Source organism: Pseudomonas sp. OV226 (assembly GCF_003148705.1).
Lineage (GTDB): Bacteria > Pseudomonadota > Gammaproteobacteria > Pseudomonadales > Pseudomonadaceae > Aquipseudomonas.
Genome location: NZ_QGGS01000001.1, coordinates 183792 through 202086, shown reverse-complemented (window position 1 = coordinate 202086; position 18295 = coordinate 183792). Strand labels below are relative to the sequence as shown.

Below are 18295 nucleotides of genomic sequence, written 5' to 3'. Positions count from 1 at the left end.
CTGTAACAAGCTACGTAGAGAGTTTGACAGTGTGTTTCATTCAGGTATTATGGCGCCCGCAACGCAAACGGAGGTGTGGCCGAGTGGTTTAAGGCAACGGTCTTGAAAACCGTCGACTGTAACAGGTCCATGAGTTCGAATCCCATCGCCTCCGCCATATTTGTACCGACAAAGCCCTGATTATTCAGGGCTTTGTCGTTTCTGGCTTTTGACAAAACGTCGCAGCCCATGCTTCAGCCCATACCTTGAATACAGTTTCAACACACTATCGAGTGTGATTCACCTGAAGTTCACGCTGAAGAAACTCAAGTGAATCCGGGGCTGCATGATGACTGTTCGCCGAGCGTTGTTCATCCCATGACATTGCGTCATCGGTGCAGAAATCTCCAACACACGCCATGCTCAATTCGGCATCGAGAAGACCCAGCGGAATCCAGAAGTAGTGTGTCTCGCGAAGCGCATTGGGTACGGTTGAGCCACATCGTGAGCAAAAGTCATTTCTGTACCCACTGGGTTTGCGCCAACTGCTGATCACATGCTGCCCCTCTTCCCATCGAAAATCGCAAGCGTGGACCAGCGTAGCGAGATTATGGCCGACCCCGGTTTGCTTGCGGCACAGAGAGCAATGGCAGCGATAAAAGAATCGCGGTTCAACCGCTATGGAAAATCGTACAGCCCCGCACAAACATTGCCCTGATGCCATGTGTATCTCCTTGAAAGCACAATAATTCGGTATTTTTACCGGATCGAGCCTTGGTTTCGCGACAAGTCAGCTGCCGTTTCTACAAGCAATTGCCGAAACCATCGGTGGGCTGGGTCATTGCGATAACGAACGTGCCAGGCGATGTCCACCGGAAAGGTGCCAAGATCGACGGGCGACGGCACCACTTTAAGCCGTGGGTCTTTGGCAATTTGATTGCAAATGAGCCGAGGCAGCGTCGCACAGTAATCGGTGACCGCAATGATTTCCGGTACCGCGAGGAAATGCGTCACTGAAATGGCCAGTTCGCGCCGCAAACCCTGGCGTTCAAGCGCCTGGAAAAGCCCCACTTTCAGTCGACCCGGCGGCAGCACGTTGACATGCCGCATCTGCTCATACTGCTCTCGCGACAGACTGTCTCCGACAACGGGATGGTCGATACGCACGACACACGCCAGAGCATCTTCCATCAAATGCTGAACCACCAGATTGTCGGGCGGATCGACAATGCGACCTAACGCCATGTCCGCCGTGCCCGAGATCACGCCCGTTTCATTCAGGTCATTGCCATACGACGTCAGGGACACCTTTATCCCCGGCGCCTGCTCGTGGAGTCTGGCGACGATGCTCGGCATGAGCACGATCTCGACATAGGTGTTGGGCGCAAGGTTGAACTGCCGGGTGGACGTCGCGGGATCAAAGTGCTGCCGCCCGATGAGGACGTCATCAAGCCTGGCCAGCGTCTCGACGATCACGGGCGCAATCTCTTCGGCGAACTGAGTGGGCTTGATGCCGTATCGCTCACGGATGAAGAGCGGGTCCTTGAGCGTATCGCGCAGCCGATTCAGTGAATTCGACAAAGCAGGCTGCGTAATGCCAAGGCGTGCGGCGGCCCGCGTCACACTGCGTTCCTCCATGAGTGCTACAAAAATCGGCAACAGGTTGAGGTCGTATCGCATGGCTTATAACGCCTTGTGAATATCTAAAATCAGCTAAGTAAATTTCTCGAATATCTGGGCGTGGGGCAACGTTAGCCCATCCAAAGGGATTCACCAAATCCTCGCGGCAAGTGTGTCGTCACAACCCCCGAGACAAACGTCTCCTGATCGCCCCGGAGTTCACATGACTATCAAACACGTGCTGTTCATTCTGACCAACACCGCCGAAATCGGCCCGAACCACCGCCCTACCGGTTACTTCTTCCCTGAAGTCGCTCACCCCTACGAGGTGTTCGCCGAAGCGGGCGTGGCGGTTGAATACGCTTCGCCACTGGGCGGCACACCACCGGAAGACGGTTATGACGAAAGCGATCCGGCGCAGCTCGCTTTCCGTAACAGCCTGGCAATCCGTCGCATGGCGAACAGCCGCAAGCTGTCGGAAGTAGATGTGCTCGACTACGACGCCATCTTTTTCCCTGGTGGTCTGGGCCCGATGGTCGATTTCGCCAACGACCCGGATGTGAAGCGCGCCGTCGAGCGTGCCTGGAACGGCGGCAAGATCGTGGCAGCCGTGTGCCATGGCCCGACGGCATTGCTGGGTGCCAGGCTGGAAGACGGCACCCCGCTGGTTCGCGGCCGCAAGTTGACCTCCTTCTCCAACGACGAAGAATCCGGATACGCACAAGCTGACGTGCCGTTCCTGCTTGAAGATGCGCTTCGCGCCGAGGGTGCCGAGTATTCGTCGGCTGACGTTTGGCAGGAAAAAGTCGTGATCGACGGCCGTCTGCTGACGGGCCAGAACCCGGCATCGGGTGGCCCTTTGGCCAAAGCGATTGTCGAAGCGCTGCGCTGAGTATCGCCAGGAAACACGCGGGGCCTGCCAGGGCAACACGGCAGCGCCCAGCTCCCCCAAATCCGCCTGAATGGCATTGAGGAATCGCGCATGTCCGCCTACGTTATTTTCATCCGCGAAGAAACCACCGACGCTGAACAATTGCAGCAGTACGCCCAGAAGGCGCCTGTCGCCCGCACAGGTCACGACATCAGCCGCCTGGCGTTCTATGGCCAACTCGATGTGCTGGAAGGCCCATCGCCTGAAGGCGTGGCGATCCTGCGTTTTCCCGACATGGCCGCCGCACGCGCCTGGTACGACAGTCCCGCCTACCAGGAGGCGCGTCAGCATCGCCTGCAGGGTGCGAAGTTCCGGATGCTGCTGGTGGAAGGCAGCGACGTGACACCCGCCTGATCGATGGCCACAGGTGGATGACATCCCGGCTGCCTTCTGCCATGGTCAAAAAAGCGGTTTATGTGATCACAGCAAGCTAACGACAGGGTTCGTCTCATGAGTAAAGCGTCCTACGTTCCTCCGAAGGTCTGGAAAAACACCGCGCCCTCCGGTGGCCAATTCGCCAGCATCAACCGACCGATAGCCGGACCGACCCATGACAAGGTGTTGCCAGTCGGCAAGCATCCGTTGCAGCTGTATTCCCTGGCGACGCCCAACGGCGTGAAGGTGACCATCCTGCTAGAGGAGTTGTTGGCTCTCGGACATGCCGATGCGGAATACGACGCCTGGCTGATCCGCATCAACGAGGGAGATCAATTCTCCAGCGGTTTTGTCGAGATCAACCCGAACTCGAAAATCCCGGCGCTGCTGGACCGCAGCACAGAGCCGGCTATCCGCGTATTCGAGTCCGGCTCGATTCTGCTGTACCTGGCGGAAAAATTCGGCGCATTCCTGCCCACCGATCCGTCAGGTCGCACCGGAACTTTGAATTGGCTGTTCTGGCAGATGGGGGCTGCGCCTTACTTGGGTGGCGGCTTCGGGCACTTCTATGCCTACGCGCCGGAGAAACTCGAGTACCCGATCAACCGCTTCACAATGGAGGCCAAGCGTCAACTGGATGTTCTCGATCGTCGACTTGGCGAAAGCCAATACCTGGCCGGTGATCACTACACCATCGCCGATATCGCGGTCTGGCCCTGGTATGGCCAACTGGTGCGGGACAAGGTGTACTCGGCTGCCGAGTTTCTTTCTGCGCACGAATACACCCACGTACAACGCTGGGCGGAGGCGATCGCCAACCGGCCTGCAGTCATCCGTGGACAGCGCGTCAACCGGACGTGGGGCGATGAGGCGAGCCAGGTGCCTGAACGGCATCAGGCTAGCGATTTGGACTGAACACCCGGTGCACCGCCAACCTCTGACACCCGAACAGGGCTACCACCGAAACCAGGCGGGCTGTCGATGCAACATTTGACTGTCTGCCAGGGGGTGCTGCGCTTCGTGGCAGGCAGATAAGGGCCAAGAACGGCCAGTCACCAAGAGCCACTGTGGAGTCCAGGCATTGATCGGGGATGTCTACCGGAGTGGCTAGTCCAACCCTCATTGGACGAAGTCCAGCGAGACCTGACCAATATCAACCAGACTGCTGATCTTCACTGCAGGATAACCAGACGGCGATATTGCCAGTAGCGGCGCCCAGCGCTCGGCATCTGAATAGCGACCGTGACTATTGCCGACACCTCCATGATCGCTTGCGAAAATGACCAAACGCTGAGGCGTTGCACCCTGGGTGGAGGGTGGCGCAAATGCCTTCTCCCAAAGGCGACGAATGCGCGAGTCTGTTTCTCGCACGGCGGCAGCGTAACCCGGGTCAGACGGGTCAAAAGAACCGTTATGGCCCGCTTTATCTACAGCATCGAGATGAATGAAGGCCAGTTCTGGCTGGCATGCTCGCCAAGTGGTCAATACTTCTTGCTCGATCGCTGCATCGTCCTGACGCAGAAACGCTGCATGGTGTATCTCCGGCAAAGACCGCAGTCGCCCCTGGACCAAGTCATACAGCGGCTTCCAGGAGGTCATCAGAACGCTGCGACTATCGGCCTTGCTGCCCTGAAGACGCTCAAACACGGTTTGGACTTTGATGGGGCCTGCGCTGCTGTTATCAACAATGCCATGTGCGGTTGCCCAGCTTGCGGTGAGCACACTGACCCAGCCGGGTGCGGAATAGGTCTGTTGCGTTCGACCGTTGCTGACATCGATTTTCCCCCAAGCCAGCCCATGAGACTCAGCCAATCGGAACAGGAAGGGGGTCAGTGCCGGGCTAACCGCGTCGGCACGCAAGCCGTCGATACCGATGATGACAACCTGCCGCACGGGCACTTGCGGCGCGGCATTGCATTGCCCTTGCTCGTCGCTACGTGAACAACCAAGCAGGCTTATCGCGCACAGCGCTACCAGCAGCTTGAGCCCCGAGCACAGAGTGAGTTTCTGAGTATTGAAAACCATTGTTAAATATCGCCAACAAAATGCATGAACGGAGTACGCCGGGGGCCCGGCACAGAATCAGGGCAGCGAAACCGCGACAGTCTCAATGCTGTAGAAGGTCTGCGCCTCCACCAGCCCCTGATAAAGCACCGACTCGTCACAAAGACGTTGCGAGTCGTCTTCTCCGCTGATTGTAGGCATCTTGAGAAACTTCTTAGCGGAGATATTCGCGATCTGGTCTTCGATCAGCCCATAACCGCACACGCTTTATTGCAATGGCGAAAAGGCCGCGGGCAGATAAATCGTCGAGCGCATGTCACGCAGTTGCGGACCAGAATTCTCGGGTGGCCAGACACCGTCCTCCACGGCTTGAGTCCGCACTTGCAGGCGCTGTTCCAGGGTTGACCATGGCCAGATGTGCAGGTAGCGCGGCAAGGCACCGTCGGTGGCATAAAACGCCGCATACACTGGCGAATACTGCTCGGCCGTACGCGGTTCCACGGCCTTTATCCAGCCATCGAGTGTCGGTTGCAGCCCGGAACTGACCAGGTCATACACGCGCATTTCGTAATACGGCCCGTGTTTTCCGGCGCTCAGGGGATTGAGGAACGGGAACAAGCTGTAGTTTTCGATTCGCAGGTCGGTGATATAGGCGTTGATACCGAATGCTTCGCCTTCCAACAGGAAGCGCTCGCGCTCCGCTTGCCGAAGACTTTCGTCGGCATAGCCGCGCAGCACGGCAATTTGATTCAGTTGGCCGATTTCCGACGCCCAACACCCCATCAGCGTGCCGCCCACCCCGGGCTTGGCCAGCGCGGCCTCAATGCAACCCAGCGCATCTGCAACGGTTCGCACACGCACCGTAATAGTAATCAGTTCAAACAATCGCATGACGTGCTCCGCTCATTCATTGCCATTAGCCTAACCCGGAGCCTCCAAGGCGAATATTGAGCCGAACCCCTTGGGGTACGGCGATCACCTTAGTGTTCTAGGTAGTTTCTTTATGGCAACAGTCAGCGGACAAGCCTCACGCAGCAAGTACGCCCATCACTCGATGCGGCGTACTTGCCTGGCACTCAATGCGGCGCGCGGGGGATGGTCTTGAGCAGGTCTTCGGGACTGATGTAACCAACGACCGGTTCCGCGACACTGCCCGGCAGTGGCAGGTCAAGGATGTGGCCCTTGATCTTGCCGATGACGTGCATTTCGCAAGGTTTGCAGTCGAACTTCAGCGTCAGCACTTCGTCACCGTGCACCAGTTGCATTGGCGCGACCTTGGTGCGCACACCGGTGACGCCTTTGGCTTGCTTGGGGCACAGATTGAAGGAGAAACGCAGGCAGTGCTTGGTGATCATCACCGGCACTTCCCCGGTTTCTTCATGGGCCTCAAACGCTGCGTCGATCAACTTGACGCCATGGCGGTGATAGAAGTCCCGGGCCTTCTGGTTGTAGACGTTGGCCAGGAAGGACAAGTGCGACTCCGGATACACCGGCGGCGGAGTGGTTTCGGCCTTGCGATGACCTCTCGGGTGCGCAAGCAGACGGGCCACGGTCAACGCCTCAATCACTTCGCGGCGCAAGGCCTTGAGTTGCGAGTTGGGAATGAAGAACGCCTCGGGTGCAATCAACTCGATGGCGGTGGCGTGATAGTCAGTGGTGCCCAGTTGACCGAGCAGATCGCGCAGTTGCTCCAATGCCTGTTCCGGTTTGTTGGCCAGACCGAACGGACCGTCCAGCGACAAGCTGGCGCTGACACCCTCCTCGCTCGTGGCGGTCAGTTGCAGGCGCTGCGCATCAAGACGCGCAACCCAACTCAAACCGATACGACGCTCGGCAGAGGTCTTCTGCAAGGCTTGCTGCCAGTTATGGTCAAGGTTGCGGCTCAGTGGATGGTTGGGGCGTAACTTGAACATCCCATCCGGCATCTCGTTGGGTTCGACACGGTAGCGATAGCGCTTCTGGCCCTCTTCGAGGAACTCACCCTTAGGCTCGGCGATGTTGGCGCGAAAGCCCACCACCTCGCGCTTGATCTGCACATTGAGGCCGTCGCCATTGGACAGCGGCTCAAAGGTCACCACCTGCAAATCACGCTTGCCCACCTTCTCCACCACGCCCACCGACAAGCCAGTGAAGGTCGGTGAATCGAAGGCGCCGATGTCGATCTTGCGCTCACTGACGAAGTAGTCGGTGCTGCCACGGTGGAAAGTCTTGTCCGGGTCGGGCACGAAGAAGTGTGCGGTGCGGCCGCTGGATGCCCGCGCCAGGTCCGGACGATCTTCAAGCACGTCGTCCAGACGCTGACGGTAATAGGCTGTGATGTTCTTCACATACCCCATGTCCTTGTAGCGCCCTTCGATCTTGAACGAGCGAACACCGGCTTCGACCAACGCACGGATGTTGGCGCTCTGATTGTTGTCTTTCATCGAGAGCAAGTGTTTTTCGTAGGCGACGACGCGGCCCTGGTCATCTTTGAGGGTATAAGGCAAACGACAGGCCTGGGAGCAGTCGCCACGGTTGGCGCTACGACCGTTCTGTGCGTGGGAAATATTGCACTGCCCGGAGAACGCCACACACAACGCGCCGTGAATGAAGAATTCGATCGCCGCATCGGTCTCGTCGGCGATGGCGCGAATCTCTTGCAAGTTCAGCTCGCGGGCCAGCACCAGTTGAGAGAAGCCAGCCTGGTCCAGGAACTTTGCCCGTGCCAGTGTCCGAATGTCGGTCTGGGTACTGGCGTGCAGTTCGATCGGCGGGATATCCAGCTCCATCACGCCCAGATCCTGAACGATCAACGCGTCGACGCCCGCATCGTACAACTGGTGGATCAGCTTGCGCGCCGGCTCCAGTTCGTTGTCATGCAGGATCGTGTTGATCGTGGTGAACACGCGGGCGTGGTAGCGACGGGCGAACTCCACGAGTTGGGCAATATCGCTGACTTCGTTGCAGGCGTTATGGCGAGCGCCGAAGCTCGGGCCACCGATGTACACGGCGTCGGCACCATGCAGGATGGCCTCGCGAGCAATGTTCACGTCACGGGCGGGGCTGAGCAGTTCCAGGTGATGCTTGGGCAGAGACATATTTTTTATCTGGTTTGTCACGGTCGAGGTGCGCATTGTAGCGGCCAAAAGCGGGATGGGCACGCGTCAAGGGTTTCGGTGCTGACAGGCAGTTGTCAGCTGTTATTCACGAGCGCCCTGGCCACAGCGGTTGGCGGAGCAAGACCAGCCTGCCCGTGGGGCCTCATGCGCCCTACCCCGACATGCCCAACGTACCGAACCTGCACGACATAACCCCAAACTTTGTGGATGCTGATCGGGAATTCATCAAAAACAGGCACGATGATCCCAAGGCAATCAAAATGAGTTTCGATTACGAAGGGTTGCTCATCGGATTCCCGCAACGTCGCTTGATTTAGTGGCAAGTAGCCGCTACTTCTTAAAGTACTGAAACGCTACTACGACAGGGGAAAGCCGATGCCTAGATTCGTTGTTGTTCCCTCAATACCAAAGGAAACAGGATCAGCACGCAGCGGATCACGCTTCTATTGCACCACCGCTCCTATAGATTTCGACATCTACGACAACGAAGGTAAGTGCAGGCTAAAAATCTGCTATCCGACCCGGATGGAAGCCAACGCAGAATGCGAACGGCTGAACGCTGAACTCATTGAAACCCAGCAGGCTGAATATTCGAGGGTCAGCTCGTCATGGTCTTCGACGGCATGATCGGGAGACCTGTCGCAGGCATCGGATGCGTTCGATACCAGTGGTGGCCCCGTCTGCGCTAAAAAACCCACTTCAAGAGAACATGAGAAGCGATCCAGGGAGATGCCGCGGCTACCCCCCATGCAATCAGTGCAGAGACGGACAAGTACGCTGCAAAAAACTTGATGATTGCTGGCCTTCCCATTGCACCTCCCTCCTATAACCGCTCAGAAGCTGCATTTTTTGACTCAGTTGAATGCTCGCGGTTCCATGCCGTATGTCGTGGGGCTTACATCGCCGTCCTGACGCGTTCTGGATCCAAATCAGACCCACCACGACGCAATGCCCGTCAGTTCGGCGCCCTCCTCAGTCTGCGCTAAGTTTCGTTGCGTACCTTCTCCCCTGCGCACTTTCAGCGCTGCTCAGGAGAGGCTATCCACATGAATTCCGCCACAGCCGGTTGGCTCAATAAAGTGCCCGAGGTGACGCTGTCGTTTTGGGTGATCAAGATTTTGTCCACGACCGTGGGTGAAACCGGCGCGGACTTTCTTGCCGTGGACGCCGGTTTCGGCGCGGGCTGGACCAGCATCGGCATGGCGACATTGCTGGCGATTGCGCTGTTCTGGCAAATGCGCACCAAAGCCTATACGCCATGGATCTACTGGCTCACCGTGGTGCTGGTGAGCATCGTCGGTACGCAGATTACCGACATTCTGACCGACGTCCTGGACGTCAGCCTCTACACCAGCACAGCGGTGTTTTCCGTATTGCTGGCGGTCAATTTTCTGGTCTGGTACCGGATCGAGCGCAGCCTGTCGATTCGTGAAATTGTCACGCCACGGCGGGAGTTGTTCTATTGGGCGACGGTGCTCTGCACATTTGCCCTGGGGACGGCGGCCGGCGACCTGGCCACTGAAGCCCTGGGTCTGGGTTTCACCCTCGGCATCGTCATCTTCGGTGCGCTGATCGCTGCCACACTGGCAGCCTGGCGCATGGGCGGCAATGTGGTGCTGACCTTCTGGATTGCCTACATCCTGACCCGACCTTTCGGCGCCTCCCTGGGCGACTTGCTGACGCAATCCAAAACCTATGGCGGCCTCGGCATGGGGGCTACCTGGACCAGTGCGATCTTCCTGAGCGTCATCCTCCTGCTGGTGATTGCCGCCCAGATCAGCGTCGGCACGCGTAAATCAGTGACTCAGTAACGTTTAAACGCCAATCAAGGAATCTTCATGCGCCACTTTCAAACCCTTATTCGTCACGCCGCGATCGTCTCGTCCATCTGCCTGCTGAGCCTGGCCAGCGGTTGCTCCAAACCTGCTGACAAACCCAATACAGGCGCCGCTTCCAGTTCGATGAGCAGCACAAGCCAGTCAGGCACCCAACTGGGTGACCTGTCAGAGTTTCGTAACATCGCCGCCGACGTGACCGCCCTTGTCGACAAAAATGACCTGCCTGGGGCCAAAGCCCGGATCAAGGACCTGGAAACGTCCTGGGACTCTGCCGAGGCCGGCATCAAGCCTCGGGCCGCCAGCGATTGGCATGTCGTGGATAAAGCCATTGACCATGCACTCGACGCCTTGCGCGCCAGCAGCCCGAAACAGGCGGAATGCAAAGCCACAATGGATGATTTAATGAAGGCCTTCGACTCGATGAAAGGCAAGGCCTGACCGGGCCCGCTAGCCGCAGTCATCCGGCGGCGGACAAACCCTGGTGCAGGTGCTTCAATACAGGCGCGACGGTCATGACCGCCGCGCCTTTTTTACGGAGCAGGACATGCGGATATTGCTGGTCGAAGACGACCCGATGATAGGCGATGCCATTCAGGGCGCCCTGAATGATGCGAGCTATGCCGTCGACTGGGTGAAAAACGGTCTCACCGCGCTCACGGCGCTGGAGGCTCAAAAATATGACCTGGTGCTGCTGGACCTCGGTTTGCCGGGCAAGGACGGGCTGGATGTACTCGACAGCATCCGTGGCCGCAAAAACCCGGTGCCGTTGCTGATCATCACCGCGCGCGACAACCTCGAAGATCGCCTGCGCGGCCTCGACGGTGGCGCTGACGATTATCTGGTCAAACCCTTCGAATTGTCAGAGTTGCTGGCCAGGATGCGCGCGGTATTGCGGCGCAACGGTGGCAACGCCCTGTCCGTGCTCGACAACGGCGTGGTGGCACTGGACCTGATATCCAAGCAAGCCAGCACCGAACAGGACCGCGATGTCCAGCTGTCCAGCCGTGAGTTCGCCCTGTTGCAAGCCCTGTTGATTCGGCCCGGCGCGATTCTCTCGCGTAGCGAGCTCGAAGACCGCCTCTATGGTTGGGGCAACGAAGTGGAAAGCAACGCGGTGGAATTTCTGATTCACGCGTTGCGGCGCAAGCTTGGCAACCATGTCATCAAGAACGTCAGGGGAATGGGATGGATGGTTTCAAAAAGCGCTTGAGTGATTCGGTACAACTGCGGCTGTCCGTCACGCTGTCGCTGGCCATCCTGATCGTTGCTGTCGTGGCCGGGGTTTTTGCGTTCGTCTCGGCGTTCGACGAGGCCCACGAAATGCAGGACGACACCTTGCGTCAGGTGGCCGTGCTGGTTGATCGCCAACACATGACCCCGCGCTATCCCGTGGGCAATAAGGTCGACGATGACAACGAAGAATCCAGGGTAATCGTGCAATACCTGGCCGACGGCAGCAAAGCCCTCGGCAACGATGACGCCACGCTGCCGCTGCCCTTCCCCACGACATTGGCCGATGGCCTGTCGACGTTGAATGTCGCAGGCGAGGATTTTCGTGTCCTGGTCAAGACCACCACCCAGGGCGAACGTATTGTCGTCGCTCAGGAAACCGGTATCCGCGACAAGGAGGCTCGCGAAAGCGCCTGGCGCAGTCTGCTGCCGTTTTTGATCCTGTTTCCGGTGCTGTTGCTGGTGGTCGGCGATCTGGTGCGCAAGCTGTTCCGCCCGATTGCCACGCTCTCGACCGAAATCGACCAGCGCGACGAGCAGGCCCTGCACCCTATCGACGAACACCATTTGCCAACGGAAGTCCGTCCTTTCGTGGTGGCCATCAATCGCTTGCTCGAGCGCGTCGCGCAGTCGATGGACGCCCAGCGCCGCTTTGTCGCCGACGCCGCCCATGAACTGCGCTCCCCCATGACCGCCCTGTCCTTGCAAGCCGAGCGACTGGCCGCCACCGACATGCCGGCACCCGCCCGCGAGCGTTTGTTGCCCTTGTCACTGGGCATCGATCGCAGCCGAAAACTGATCGATCAACTGCTGACGCTGGCCACTGCACAATCAGACTCCCATCGAGCGCAGTCCGCCGTTTGCGTGCATGAAATCTATCGGCGGGTACTGGAAGATTTATTGCCACTGGCAGAGCGAAAGCACCTCGACATCGGTGTGGAGAGCATTGAAGACGTACAGGTGATTATCAACGAAACGGATCTGGTGATCCTGGTGAAGAATCTGGTGGACAACGCCATCCGTTATACCCCCGACGGCGGGCGTATCGACCTGTCGGTTGAGCGTGTGCAAGGGCTGGTGATGTTGCAGGTCAAGGACTCGGGGCCGGGAATTTCCCTGCTGGAACAAACGCGGGTATTCGATCCGTTTTATCGCAGCCTGGGGACCGATGAAGCGGGTTCCGGGTTGGGGTTGTCGATCGTCAAGGCGATAGCAGACCGCACGGGCGCGCGGGTTCAGATGGGGTATACGGATGAGATAAACAAAAACGGATTGTGTGTGTCGGTATGGCTGAGCGCCGGCAAACAATAGGAAGGGAACGCACCATTACAGTGCGACTGTAGTGGCAAAAAACCGAATCCTCTACTAAGGTCTCTACGCAATCAAATGCCCCTGCTTATGGATTGGGGCGACTGATCAAGGAGAGATTGATGACGTCCGTTCGCAACGCCGAAAAAACCTATCGCGCCTGGTCGAGCCCGATCCTGCTGGAGCTCAAGGCGCGAGAACACCAAATGGATCCCGCCTCGCGCCAGGCACTCGAAAACATTCTGGTTGAAAGACGACTGATAGACCTCGGTCATCCTACAGGCACGGATCGACGTAAAACCGGGCGCACTCAACAGGACAAACCTCAGTGACCCGCGTGCGTCTCGCTGAGTCCCTGTCCGTTTTTGTTCGCGCAATCAGAAGTCCGAATCCGAAGGGAACTGGCACTACGCCATTAATGTCGTAGTGACTGCACCTGGAGAATTGGATGACTCGCACTCGCTACTTTCAAATCACGTACTGCCTCAATGATGAGCGGCATACTTTTGTGCAGTCGGACACGCACATGCACCCCGCAGACGCTTGGTATTACGCCTGCCTGCATTCAGGGATTGGGCTTTCGTATGGGCAAAATCACGATCAACAAAACGACGCGGCGCTTCGAAGCCATGCGCAAGCAAAAGGTTTGACCGACGTCAGCTGGGTAAAATTACCCGGTTGACGAGACCGGAACGCGCCCTTTCAACTTACAAACAGTTCTTCACTGCCTTGCGCATCGCGTCGGACTTGGCCCAAGGTGGCCCCTGATACAGCGAAACCCGGCTGCCGTCCTTGTACTTGACGATGTCCAGCACTTCATCCGCCGTGATGATGCTCGGCGCCTTGATTCGGTAGCCGTTGGAAATGCCGACCTGAGTCGTATTCGAAACTTCTTTCTGCCACACCGGCAAGATGCACGCGGCCAGCTCTTTTGGCGGCTTCTTACTGTATTTGCTGACGTTCGGTTCACCCGGCACCACCGACGCCGGCAATGAACAACCCGCCAGCATTGCCAGCGTTACTCCCCCAATCAACATCCGCATGACGCATCCTTATCCCGTAAAAACGCGAAATGTAACGCTTCGCCGTCCGGACATCCATCTATTGCACACAACTTAATGCGCGGCATTGTTTTCATTGGGGTACTGGATAGGTTCTTTCGTTCAGATAGGCCATCCACCGTTCATACGCCTCATGCTGCCATTGCGTGACCCGATCCCACTCCGGGCCGCTGAACTGGTGAGCCGAAATCAGCTTCATCATCTCAGTGGTGGCGGCATCCAGATCAACAATCAACTCCTGGGCGTGAAATCTGAAATCGTCGGTCTTGCTCATTGGGGGTGGCCTCGCCCTGGTGAAATGGCACTGACCTTCGTACGACATCCACCTGGGCCTCTTGCCCTCATTTTCCCGACCAATGGACCCACCTTCTGCCTCACGGACGAACAAACGCCGCATCGGGCCAAATCGGACTAATCTTTCTTGGCGAGACATTGCGGGAGGTCGTCATGTGGCTCAACGAAGATGAAAATGAACTTCGCCGTGCCCTGCAAGGCATTGCGTCGGATTTGAGGTGGTCGGCGGTAGAACTGCTGCGAATTGAAAAACAGCTGCGCCTGGCCGGTAATGACGTAGATGCGGAAGCGATTCTCAGGTTGTGTGCGTTGTTTCAGGGTGATGAGGAACGACTGGCGGGCTATGCCGAAGAAGTCAAAGCGAAGGTGATCAGCCGGACGAAAGCCCACTGACAGGAGCGTTGCAATGAACAAGCCTTTGTTCACGCTGGTGGTTGTACTGGCGGTGGGTGGCTGCAGCACCGAGGAACACATCTACGGTGCCCAACCGCTGGTCGCCAAGGTCGAGACGGGAATGAACAAGGATCAAGTGCAGAAAATTGGCGGTCAGCCTGCCTCGATTACCGACCGCACGGTGGTACCTGGCACCTGTTTTGATTACCGGTTAACGCAGGCTGGCCAGCATCAACCGTACAGCATCAGTTTCGATGGCAACGGCCAGGTCGACCACAAAAGCTTTATGACCTGTGCGGAGTGGAGTCACGCCCAAGAGAGGGCGAGGGAACCTACCCGCTCGGGTGGCGGCGGCTACTGATCGAACGTGGACTGCCAAACCTGCTAGCCGGAAACCGGCTTGTTACAGGTATCGCGCCATTTATCGGCGAAGGCATTGATTGCCTCGTTCTTTTGCTCTTGAGAACTGCGAACGGGCAGGCTGTATGCGTCGTTGATTAACATGGCGCCCAATTTGTCATGGTCCGGGTTGCCCGATTTTACTGCCAGCAAACTGGCCTTTGACTCATCATTCTGACGAGACTGCATGATCGATCCGGCCAATATACGGAAGACATCGCACACGTGCGGAGTCGTTTGTATTTCGCCGAGAGTCTGCGCTTGAGCCGCGTTCGTGCAAGCCAAACCGAGTGCAGACAACACGAGCAGCGACATCCAGCGCCCTTTCAACATGGGTTCTTCCTTGGAGTGAAAGCGGCCACCCTATCACTCAAATGTCGCGTTTCAAATCCTCCATCCTCGGTTCCGTGACAAAAAAAGCCCCGGGATTCCGGGGCTTCAAATGGGCTGTCATTCGGATTTCTGACTTGGCGCTCGTGTCGCTCTTGCCCTATAGGCGGGAAGCGACGCGGCATACGCCAGTGCTTCTTCCCGGCTGCTAAAAGCTCCCAGCCGATCACCTTGGGTGCACACCCGCCAGGGGCCGTTGTTCACACTGAGTACTTCATAACCGTTCATGCGCATTTTATTCAGCATCGGAACGCTCATGGTCACCTCCTGTTCGGCAGTGAGAATTGACGATTGACCTGATTACCTTACACCTGACCTTTGTCCAGGTGCCAACCAGACGTCGCGCCAGTTTTCCAGCACCCGATGGCACTTTACGCGAAGGCCATCGCTCTAACCCTTGAAACAGGGGGCTCGGCCCGAATGTTGCATTTTGATGTCTTTTTTGTGACAGCGACTATCAGGTAACGAATGAAAGTACGTGCAACGGTTATTTGCGAGCAGGATCGGCATGTTCTGCTGGTGCGCAAACCCAGGTGTCGCTGGAGCTTGCCCGGCGGAAAAGTCGAGCCCGGCGAAACGACAGGCGGCGCCGCCCTGCGTGAACTTGAGGAAGAAACCGGCCTTGGCGCCGACCACCTGCTGTACCTCATGGAACTGGAGTCCGGCAGCACCCGCCACCATGTCTATGAAGCATCGGCACCGAACCTTGAGCAGGCCCGGCCACAAAATGAAATCGTCGACTGCATCTGGCATCCACTGGAGACGGTCGACAACCTGAGCACCAGCGATGCCACTCGCCAGATCATCAAAGCATTTCGGCGTCGCCTGTAAGCGTATTCAGGCCAGGGCCGTCGCGGCCTTGTCGATGAACGCGGCAACCTCGACCGGCATTGAGGCCAGCGACGCATGACCGGCGTTCAAGGTCAGGATCTCCCTGGCATTCAGCCGTCCAGCCATCCATTGCTGATTTTGCGGCGCGATCATCCGGTCATCGCTGGAGACCTGATACCACGACGGTTTGTTCTTCCAGGCCACGGTGCTGATGGTGTCGCCGAAGGTGCTGGCCAGCGGTGCTTTCTGGGTGATACCCATCACCAGGCCTTCGGACGCAGGTAAGTCCTGGCAAAAACTCTCGTGATACAACTCCGGCTTGACCCACAAATACCCATCGCTGTCAGGGGCCAGGTTCGCCGCCGCAGCCGGTGGATGCTGGTGAGTGATGCTGCCGGGACTTTCACCAGCGTCCGGGGCGAAGGCTGCGATGTACACCAGCCCCACCACGTTCGGCTGATCGCCCGCCTCGGTGATTACGGCGCCGCCATAGGAATGCCCCACCAGCAACACCGGCCCCGGCACCTGGGCGACCATTTTGCGGGTGCGCTCTGCATCGTCAGCCAGGGAAGTCAGCGGCATCTCGACCGCGCGGATGTTCGTGTAACCCTTTCTCAGCAGTTCAGCGATGACCTTGTTCCAGTGGGCTGCGCCACCCCAAAAACCGTGTACTAGCACAATCGTGGGTCTGTCACTCATGACGATGACTCCTGTTCATGGGTAGGTTTTAGTGAGCCGCGTCAGCCCTGGTCGCCGCCGCCGACCGGCATGATCATGCCGGTGATGTACGACGCCTCGTCGCTGGCCAGAAACAGAATAGCCCCGGCCTGTTCATCCAGCGTGCCGTAGCGCTTCATCAAACTGCTGTCGAGCGTCTGTTCGACGATCTGCTGATACCAGACCTTTTCTTCCGCACTTTGCTCGGCATTGTTGCGGGCAATGACCCGAGGTGGCGCTTCGGTACCGCCGGGCGCGGTCGCGTTGACCCGAACCCCGCGACCGGCGGTTTCGAACGCCAGGCAGGCGGTCAGTGCATTCACCCCCCCTTTCGCCGCGCCATACGGCACGCGGTTGATGCTGCGCGTGGCAATCGAGGAAACGTTGACGATGGCGCCACTGCCCTGCTCCAGCATGAACGGCAGTGCCGCATGACAGCACCACAGCGTCGGGAACAGCGAACGCCGGACTTCTGCCTCGATCTGCTGCTCTTCGTAGTGCTCGAACGGCTTGGCCCAAATCGTCCCGCCGACGTTGTTGACCAGCACGTCCAAGCGCCCGAAACGCTCGACGGCGGTGCGCATCACACGGCTGCATTCACCGTATTGCTCAAGGTCAGCGGTCAGGGCCAGCACCTGACTGCCCTGCCCCAACTGCTGCTGTACTTCGAAGACATGCTCGGAGCGGTCGACCAGGATCAACCGCGCCCCTTCGGCGGCCATGCGTTCGGCCACCCGCCGACCGATGCCTTGCGCAGCACCGGTAATCAGCACGACTTTTTCGTGAAATCTGTTCATGACGACCTCAGGCCGCGCTGGCGGCAAACTTCTCATAATAAAAATTCGCCGGCTGGATGCCTTGTTCGCGAATGAATTGACTGACCGCCTCGACCATCGGCGGCGGGCCGCACAGGTAGACGTCGACGTCGCCCTCGTTCAAATGCCGGGGCTCGATGTGCTGCGTCACGTAGCCCTTGAGTGGGTGCTGACTGTCGGGATTGGCCACGCAGGCGCTGTAACTGAAGTTCGGGATGCGTGCGGCAAACGCTTCTAGGCGATCAAGCTCCACCAGATCGAAATCGTTGGTCACGCCGTAGATCAAATGCAGCGGATATTCACTGCCCTGCTCGGCGATTTTTTCCAGCATCGCCGTGAACGGCGCCAGCCCTGTACCGCCGGCCAGCAGCAACAACGGGCGGCGGATGTCGCGCAGGTAGAAGCTGCCCAATGGCCCGGCCAGGCTCATGCTGTCGCCGGCCTTGGCCATGTTGGTGAGGAAACTGCTCATCAGGCCACCGGGCACGTTGCGAATCAGGAAACTGACCTCGCCGTCGCGCTGCAACGAGCTGAACGAATAGGCCCGCGTCTGCTCGCTGCCCGGAATCCCGAGGTTGACGTATTGCCCCGGCAGAAACGCCAGTTTGCTCAACGCTTCACCCTTGATCGACAACGCGATGGTGCTGTCGGACAACTGCCGAACAGCGCTGATCGTGGCGTCGTAGCTGGCCTGGCGGGTGCGGCAAACCTGCGAAGACGTCGGCACCCGCACCACGCAATCGCTCTGGGCGCGCATCTGGCAGGTCAGGACAAAACCTTGCTCCGCCTCTTCAGGGCTGAGGGCGTCTTCGATGTAGTCCTCGCCCAAGTCATAACGACCCGCTTCGGCAAAGCACTTGCAGGTGCCGCAGGCGCCATCGCGGCAGTCCAGCGGAATATTGATGCCTTGGCGGTACGCCGCATCGGCCACGGTTTCGCCGGCATTGGCGTCGATGAACCGGGTGACGCCGTCTTCAAAATTGAACGCAATGGAATGAGTCATGACGGGCGC

Annotated in this window: 25 protein-coding genes and 1 tRNA gene; 13 read left to right on the top strand and 13 right to left on the bottom strand. The window is 58.2% G+C overall.

All coding sequences use genetic code 11. The annotated features are described in order from the left end of the window. The first annotated feature begins 69 nt into the window (after positions 1-69). A tRNA-Ser gene (locus tag C7534_RS01140) sits at positions 70-157 on the top strand. Positions 158-265: 108 nt separating this feature from the next. Here the strand turns inward: C7534_RS01140 and C7534_RS01135 are convergent. Both C7534_RS01135 and C7534_RS01130 read right to left on the bottom strand, forming a co-directional pair. After that, positions 266-703, bottom strand: a complete 438-nt coding sequence (locus C7534_RS01135) for a GFA family protein (RefSeq protein WP_109784681.1) — start codon at positions 701-703, stop codon at positions 266-268. A gap of 35 nt (positions 704-738) precedes the next feature. Beyond that, positions 739-1659, bottom strand: coding sequence for a LysR substrate-binding domain-containing protein (locus tag C7534_RS01130; RefSeq protein ID WP_109784680.1), 921 nt, complete (start codon positions 1657-1659; stop codon positions 739-741). Between the two features lie 163 nt (positions 1660-1822). Between C7534_RS01130 and C7534_RS01125 the strand changes: the two genes are divergently transcribed. The 3 genes from C7534_RS01125 to yghU all read left to right on the top strand — a co-directional run bounded on the left by C7534_RS01125 (position 1823) and on the right by yghU (position 3820). Then, a complete protein-coding gene (locus C7534_RS01125; RefSeq protein WP_109784679.1) occupies positions 1823-2491 on the top strand; it encodes a type 1 glutamine amidotransferase domain-containing protein in 669 nt (222 codons plus the stop codon). A 90-nt stretch (positions 2492-2581) separates the two neighbouring features. Then, positions 2582-2884, top strand: a complete 303-nt coding sequence (locus tag C7534_RS01120; RefSeq protein ID WP_109784678.1) for a DUF1330 domain-containing protein — start codon at positions 2582-2584, stop codon at positions 2882-2884. A gap of 96 nt (positions 2885-2980) precedes the next feature. Next, positions 2981-3820 carry a glutathione-dependent disulfide-bond oxidoreductase gene (gene yghU / locus C7534_RS01115; RefSeq protein ID WP_109784677.1) on the top strand — a complete coding sequence of 280 codons (840 nt, stop codon included), beginning with the start codon at positions 2981-2983 and terminating at the stop codon, positions 3818-3820. Between the two features lie 204 nt (positions 3821-4024). Here the strand turns inward: yghU and C7534_RS01110 are convergent, their stop codons facing one another. From C7534_RS01110 to C7534_RS01095, 4 genes are all read right to left on the bottom strand, one after another. Next, a complete protein-coding gene (locus C7534_RS01110; protein WP_109784676.1) occupies positions 4025-4930 on the bottom strand; it encodes an alkaline phosphatase family protein in 906 nt (301 codons plus the stop codon). A 57-nt stretch (positions 4931-4987) separates the two neighbouring features. Continuing rightward, a complete protein-coding gene (locus C7534_RS32750) occupies positions 4988-5110 on the bottom strand; it encodes a hypothetical protein (RefSeq protein WP_256594678.1) in 123 nt (40 codons plus the stop codon). A 66-nt stretch (positions 5111-5176) separates the two neighbouring features. Then, positions 5177-5800, bottom strand: coding sequence for an NIPSNAP family protein (locus tag C7534_RS01100; protein WP_109784674.1), 624 nt, complete (start codon positions 5798-5800; stop codon positions 5177-5179). Between the two features lie 185 nt (positions 5801-5985). Beyond that, positions 5986-7986, bottom strand: coding sequence for a peptidase U32 family protein (locus tag C7534_RS01095; RefSeq protein ID WP_109784673.1), 2001 nt, complete (start codon positions 7984-7986; stop codon positions 5986-5988). Between the two features lie 1067 nt (positions 7987-9053). Here C7534_RS01095 and C7534_RS01085 point away from each other — a divergent pair. From C7534_RS01085 to C7534_RS01060, 6 genes are all read left to right on the top strand, one after another. Beyond that, positions 9054-9818, top strand: a complete 765-nt coding sequence (locus tag C7534_RS01085) for a COG4705 family protein (RefSeq protein ID WP_109784671.1) — start codon at positions 9054-9056, stop codon at positions 9816-9818. A gap of 27 nt (positions 9819-9845) precedes the next feature. Further along, positions 9846-10283: a hypothetical protein gene (locus C7534_RS01080; RefSeq protein WP_109784670.1), complete on the top strand. Its 438-nt coding sequence runs from the start codon at positions 9846-9848 to the stop codon at positions 10281-10283. Positions 10284-10389: 106 nt separating this feature from the next. Then, positions 10390-11055, top strand: coding sequence for a response regulator transcription factor (locus C7534_RS01075; protein ID WP_109784669.1), 666 nt, complete (start codon positions 10390-10392; stop codon positions 11053-11055). After that, positions 11031-12386 carry an ATP-binding protein gene (locus C7534_RS01070; RefSeq protein WP_109784668.1) on the top strand — a complete coding sequence of 452 codons (1356 nt, stop codon included), beginning with the start codon at positions 11031-11033 and terminating at the stop codon, positions 12384-12386. The genes C7534_RS01075 and C7534_RS01070 overlap by 25 nt, the downstream gene beginning before the upstream one ends. A 119-nt stretch (positions 12387-12505) precedes the next feature. Then, entirely contained in the window at positions 12506-12715 is a 210-nt protein-coding gene (locus tag C7534_RS01065) for a hypothetical protein (RefSeq protein ID WP_046027520.1), read from the top strand. A 116-nt stretch (positions 12716-12831) separates the two neighbouring features. Further along, positions 12832-13065, top strand: a complete 234-nt coding sequence (locus tag C7534_RS01060) for a DUF6555 family protein (RefSeq protein ID WP_046027521.1) — start codon at positions 12832-12834, stop codon at positions 13063-13065. A 25-nt stretch (positions 13066-13090) separates the two neighbouring features. Here C7534_RS01060 and C7534_RS01055 read toward each other — a convergent pair whose 3' ends face one another. Both C7534_RS01055 and C7534_RS01050 read right to left on the bottom strand, forming a co-directional pair. After that, on the bottom strand, positions 13091-13426 hold the full coding sequence (locus tag C7534_RS01055; RefSeq protein WP_046027522.1) for a hypothetical protein: 336 nt from the start codon (positions 13424-13426) through the stop codon (positions 13091-13093). A gap of 91 nt (positions 13427-13517) precedes the next feature. Further along, positions 13518-13718: a hypothetical protein gene (locus tag C7534_RS01050; RefSeq protein WP_109784965.1), complete on the bottom strand. Its 201-nt coding sequence runs from the start codon at positions 13716-13718 to the stop codon at positions 13518-13520. 173 nt (positions 13719-13891) lie between these two features. Here C7534_RS01050 and C7534_RS01045 point away from each other — a divergent pair, with 173 nt between their 5' ends. Both C7534_RS01045 and osmE read left to right on the top strand, forming a co-directional pair. Beyond that, a complete protein-coding gene (locus tag C7534_RS01045) occupies positions 13892-14131 on the top strand; it encodes a hypothetical protein (RefSeq protein ID WP_109784667.1) in 240 nt (79 codons plus the stop codon). Between the two features lie 13 nt (positions 14132-14144). Beyond that, positions 14145-14492, top strand: a complete 348-nt coding sequence (gene osmE / locus C7534_RS01040) for an osmotically-inducible lipoprotein OsmE (RefSeq protein ID WP_109784666.1) — start codon at positions 14145-14147, stop codon at positions 14490-14492. 23 nt (positions 14493-14515) lie between these two features. Here the strand turns inward: osmE and C7534_RS01035 are convergent, their stop codons facing one another. After that, a complete protein-coding gene (locus C7534_RS01035; RefSeq protein ID WP_109784665.1) occupies positions 14516-14863 on the bottom strand; it encodes a hypothetical protein in 348 nt (115 codons plus the stop codon). Between the two features lie 117 nt (positions 14864-14980). Then, on the bottom strand, positions 14981-15178 hold the full coding sequence (locus C7534_RS01030) for an SPOR domain-containing protein (protein ID WP_077430272.1): 198 nt from the start codon (positions 15176-15178) through the stop codon (positions 14981-14983). 210 nt (positions 15179-15388) lie between these two features. On the opposite strand from C7534_RS01030, the gene C7534_RS01025 reads away from it, so the two are divergent. Beyond that, positions 15389-15751: an NUDIX hydrolase gene (locus C7534_RS01025; RefSeq protein WP_046027530.1), complete on the top strand. Its 363-nt coding sequence runs from the start codon at positions 15389-15391 to the stop codon at positions 15749-15751. Between the two features lie 6 nt (positions 15752-15757). Here C7534_RS01025 and C7534_RS01020 read toward each other — a convergent pair whose 3' ends face one another. Genes C7534_RS01020 through benC form a run of 3 tightly spaced genes read right to left on the bottom strand, consistent with a single transcriptional unit; the run spans position 15758 to position 18286 of the window. Further along, on the bottom strand, positions 15758-16450 hold the full coding sequence (locus C7534_RS01020; RefSeq protein WP_046027532.1) for an alpha/beta hydrolase: 693 nt from the start codon (positions 16448-16450) through the stop codon (positions 15758-15760). A 41-nt stretch (positions 16451-16491) separates the two neighbouring features. Continuing rightward, a complete protein-coding gene (locus C7534_RS01015; RefSeq protein WP_077430273.1) occupies positions 16492-17265 on the bottom strand; it encodes a 1,6-dihydroxycyclohexa-2,4-diene-1-carboxylate dehydrogenase in 774 nt (257 codons plus the stop codon). 7 nt (positions 17266-17272) lie between these two features. Further along, on the bottom strand, positions 17273-18286 hold the full coding sequence (benC, locus tag C7534_RS01010) for a benzoate 1,2-dioxygenase electron transfer component BenC (protein ID WP_109784664.1): 1014 nt from the start codon (positions 18284-18286) through the stop codon (positions 17273-17275). Positions 18287-18295 lie beyond the last annotated feature (9 nt).

Excerpts from the sequence above, each read along its gene's own strand:
- C7534_RS01135 (WP_109784681.1), bottom strand. The coding sequence starts at position 703 with ATGGCATCAGGGCAATGTTTGTGCGGGGCTGTACGATTTTCCATAGCG.
- C7534_RS01130 (WP_109784680.1), bottom strand. The coding sequence starts at position 1,659 with ATGCGATACGACCTCAACCTGTTGCCGATTTTTGTAGCACTCATGGAG.
- C7534_RS01125 (WP_109784679.1), top strand. The coding sequence starts at position 1,823 with ATGACTATCAAACACGTGCTGTTCATTCTGACCAACACCGCCGAAATC.
- C7534_RS01120 (WP_109784678.1), top strand. The coding sequence starts at position 2,582 with ATGTCCGCCTACGTTATTTTCATCCGCGAAGAAACCACCGACGCTGAA.
- yghU (WP_109784677.1), top strand. The coding sequence starts at position 2,981 with ATGAGTAAAGCGTCCTACGTTCCTCCGAAGGTCTGGAAAAACACCGCG.
- C7534_RS01110 (WP_109784676.1), bottom strand. The coding sequence starts at position 4,930 with ATGGTTTTCAATACTCAGAAACTCACTCTGTGCTCGGGGCTCAAGCTG.
- C7534_RS32750 (WP_256594678.1), bottom strand. The coding sequence starts at position 5,110 with ATGCCTACAATCAGCGGAGAAGACGACTCGCAACGTCTTTGTGACGAG.
- C7534_RS01100 (WP_109784674.1), bottom strand. The coding sequence starts at position 5,800 with ATGCGATTGTTTGAACTGATTACTATTACGGTGCGTGTGCGAACCGTT.
- C7534_RS01095 (WP_109784673.1), bottom strand. The coding sequence starts at position 7,986 with ATGTCTCTGCCCAAGCATCACCTGGAACTGCTCAGCCCCGCCCGTGAC.
- C7534_RS01085 (WP_109784671.1), top strand. The coding sequence starts at position 9,054 with ATGAATTCCGCCACAGCCGGTTGGCTCAATAAAGTGCCCGAGGTGACG.
- C7534_RS01080 (WP_109784670.1), top strand. The coding sequence starts at position 9,846 with ATGCGCCACTTTCAAACCCTTATTCGTCACGCCGCGATCGTCTCGTCC.
- C7534_RS01075 (WP_109784669.1), top strand. The coding sequence starts at position 10,390 with ATGCGGATATTGCTGGTCGAAGACGACCCGATGATAGGCGATGCCATT.
- C7534_RS01070 (WP_109784668.1), top strand. The coding sequence starts at position 11,031 with ATGGATGGTTTCAAAAAGCGCTTGAGTGATTCGGTACAACTGCGGCTG.
- C7534_RS01065 (WP_046027520.1), top strand. The coding sequence starts at position 12,506 with ATGACGTCCGTTCGCAACGCCGAAAAAACCTATCGCGCCTGGTCGAGC.
- C7534_RS01060 (WP_046027521.1), top strand. The coding sequence starts at position 12,832 with ATGACTCGCACTCGCTACTTTCAAATCACGTACTGCCTCAATGATGAG.
- C7534_RS01055 (WP_046027522.1), bottom strand. The coding sequence starts at position 13,426 with ATGCGGATGTTGATTGGGGGAGTAACGCTGGCAATGCTGGCGGGTTGT.
- C7534_RS01050 (WP_109784965.1), bottom strand. The coding sequence starts at position 13,718 with ATGAGCAAGACCGACGATTTCAGATTTCACGCCCAGGAGTTGATTGTT.
- C7534_RS01045 (WP_109784667.1), top strand. The coding sequence starts at position 13,892 with ATGTGGCTCAACGAAGATGAAAATGAACTTCGCCGTGCCCTGCAAGGC.
- osmE (WP_109784666.1), top strand. The coding sequence starts at position 14,145 with ATGAACAAGCCTTTGTTCACGCTGGTGGTTGTACTGGCGGTGGGTGGC.
- C7534_RS01035 (WP_109784665.1), bottom strand. The coding sequence starts at position 14,863 with ATGTTGAAAGGGCGCTGGATGTCGCTGCTCGTGTTGTCTGCACTCGGT.
- C7534_RS01030 (WP_077430272.1), bottom strand. The coding sequence starts at position 15,178 with ATGAGCGTTCCGATGCTGAATAAAATGCGCATGAACGGTTATGAAGTA.
- C7534_RS01025 (WP_046027530.1), top strand. The coding sequence starts at position 15,389 with ATGAAAGTACGTGCAACGGTTATTTGCGAGCAGGATCGGCATGTTCTG.
- C7534_RS01020 (WP_046027532.1), bottom strand. The coding sequence starts at position 16,450 with ATGAGTGACAGACCCACGATTGTGCTAGTACACGGTTTTTGGGGTGGC.
- C7534_RS01015 (WP_077430273.1), bottom strand. The coding sequence starts at position 17,265 with ATGAACAGATTTCACGAAAAAGTCGTGCTGATTACCGGTGCTGCGCAA.
- benC (WP_109784664.1), bottom strand. The coding sequence starts at position 18,286 with ATGACTCATTCCATTGCGTTCAATTTTGAAGACGGCGTCACCCGGTTC.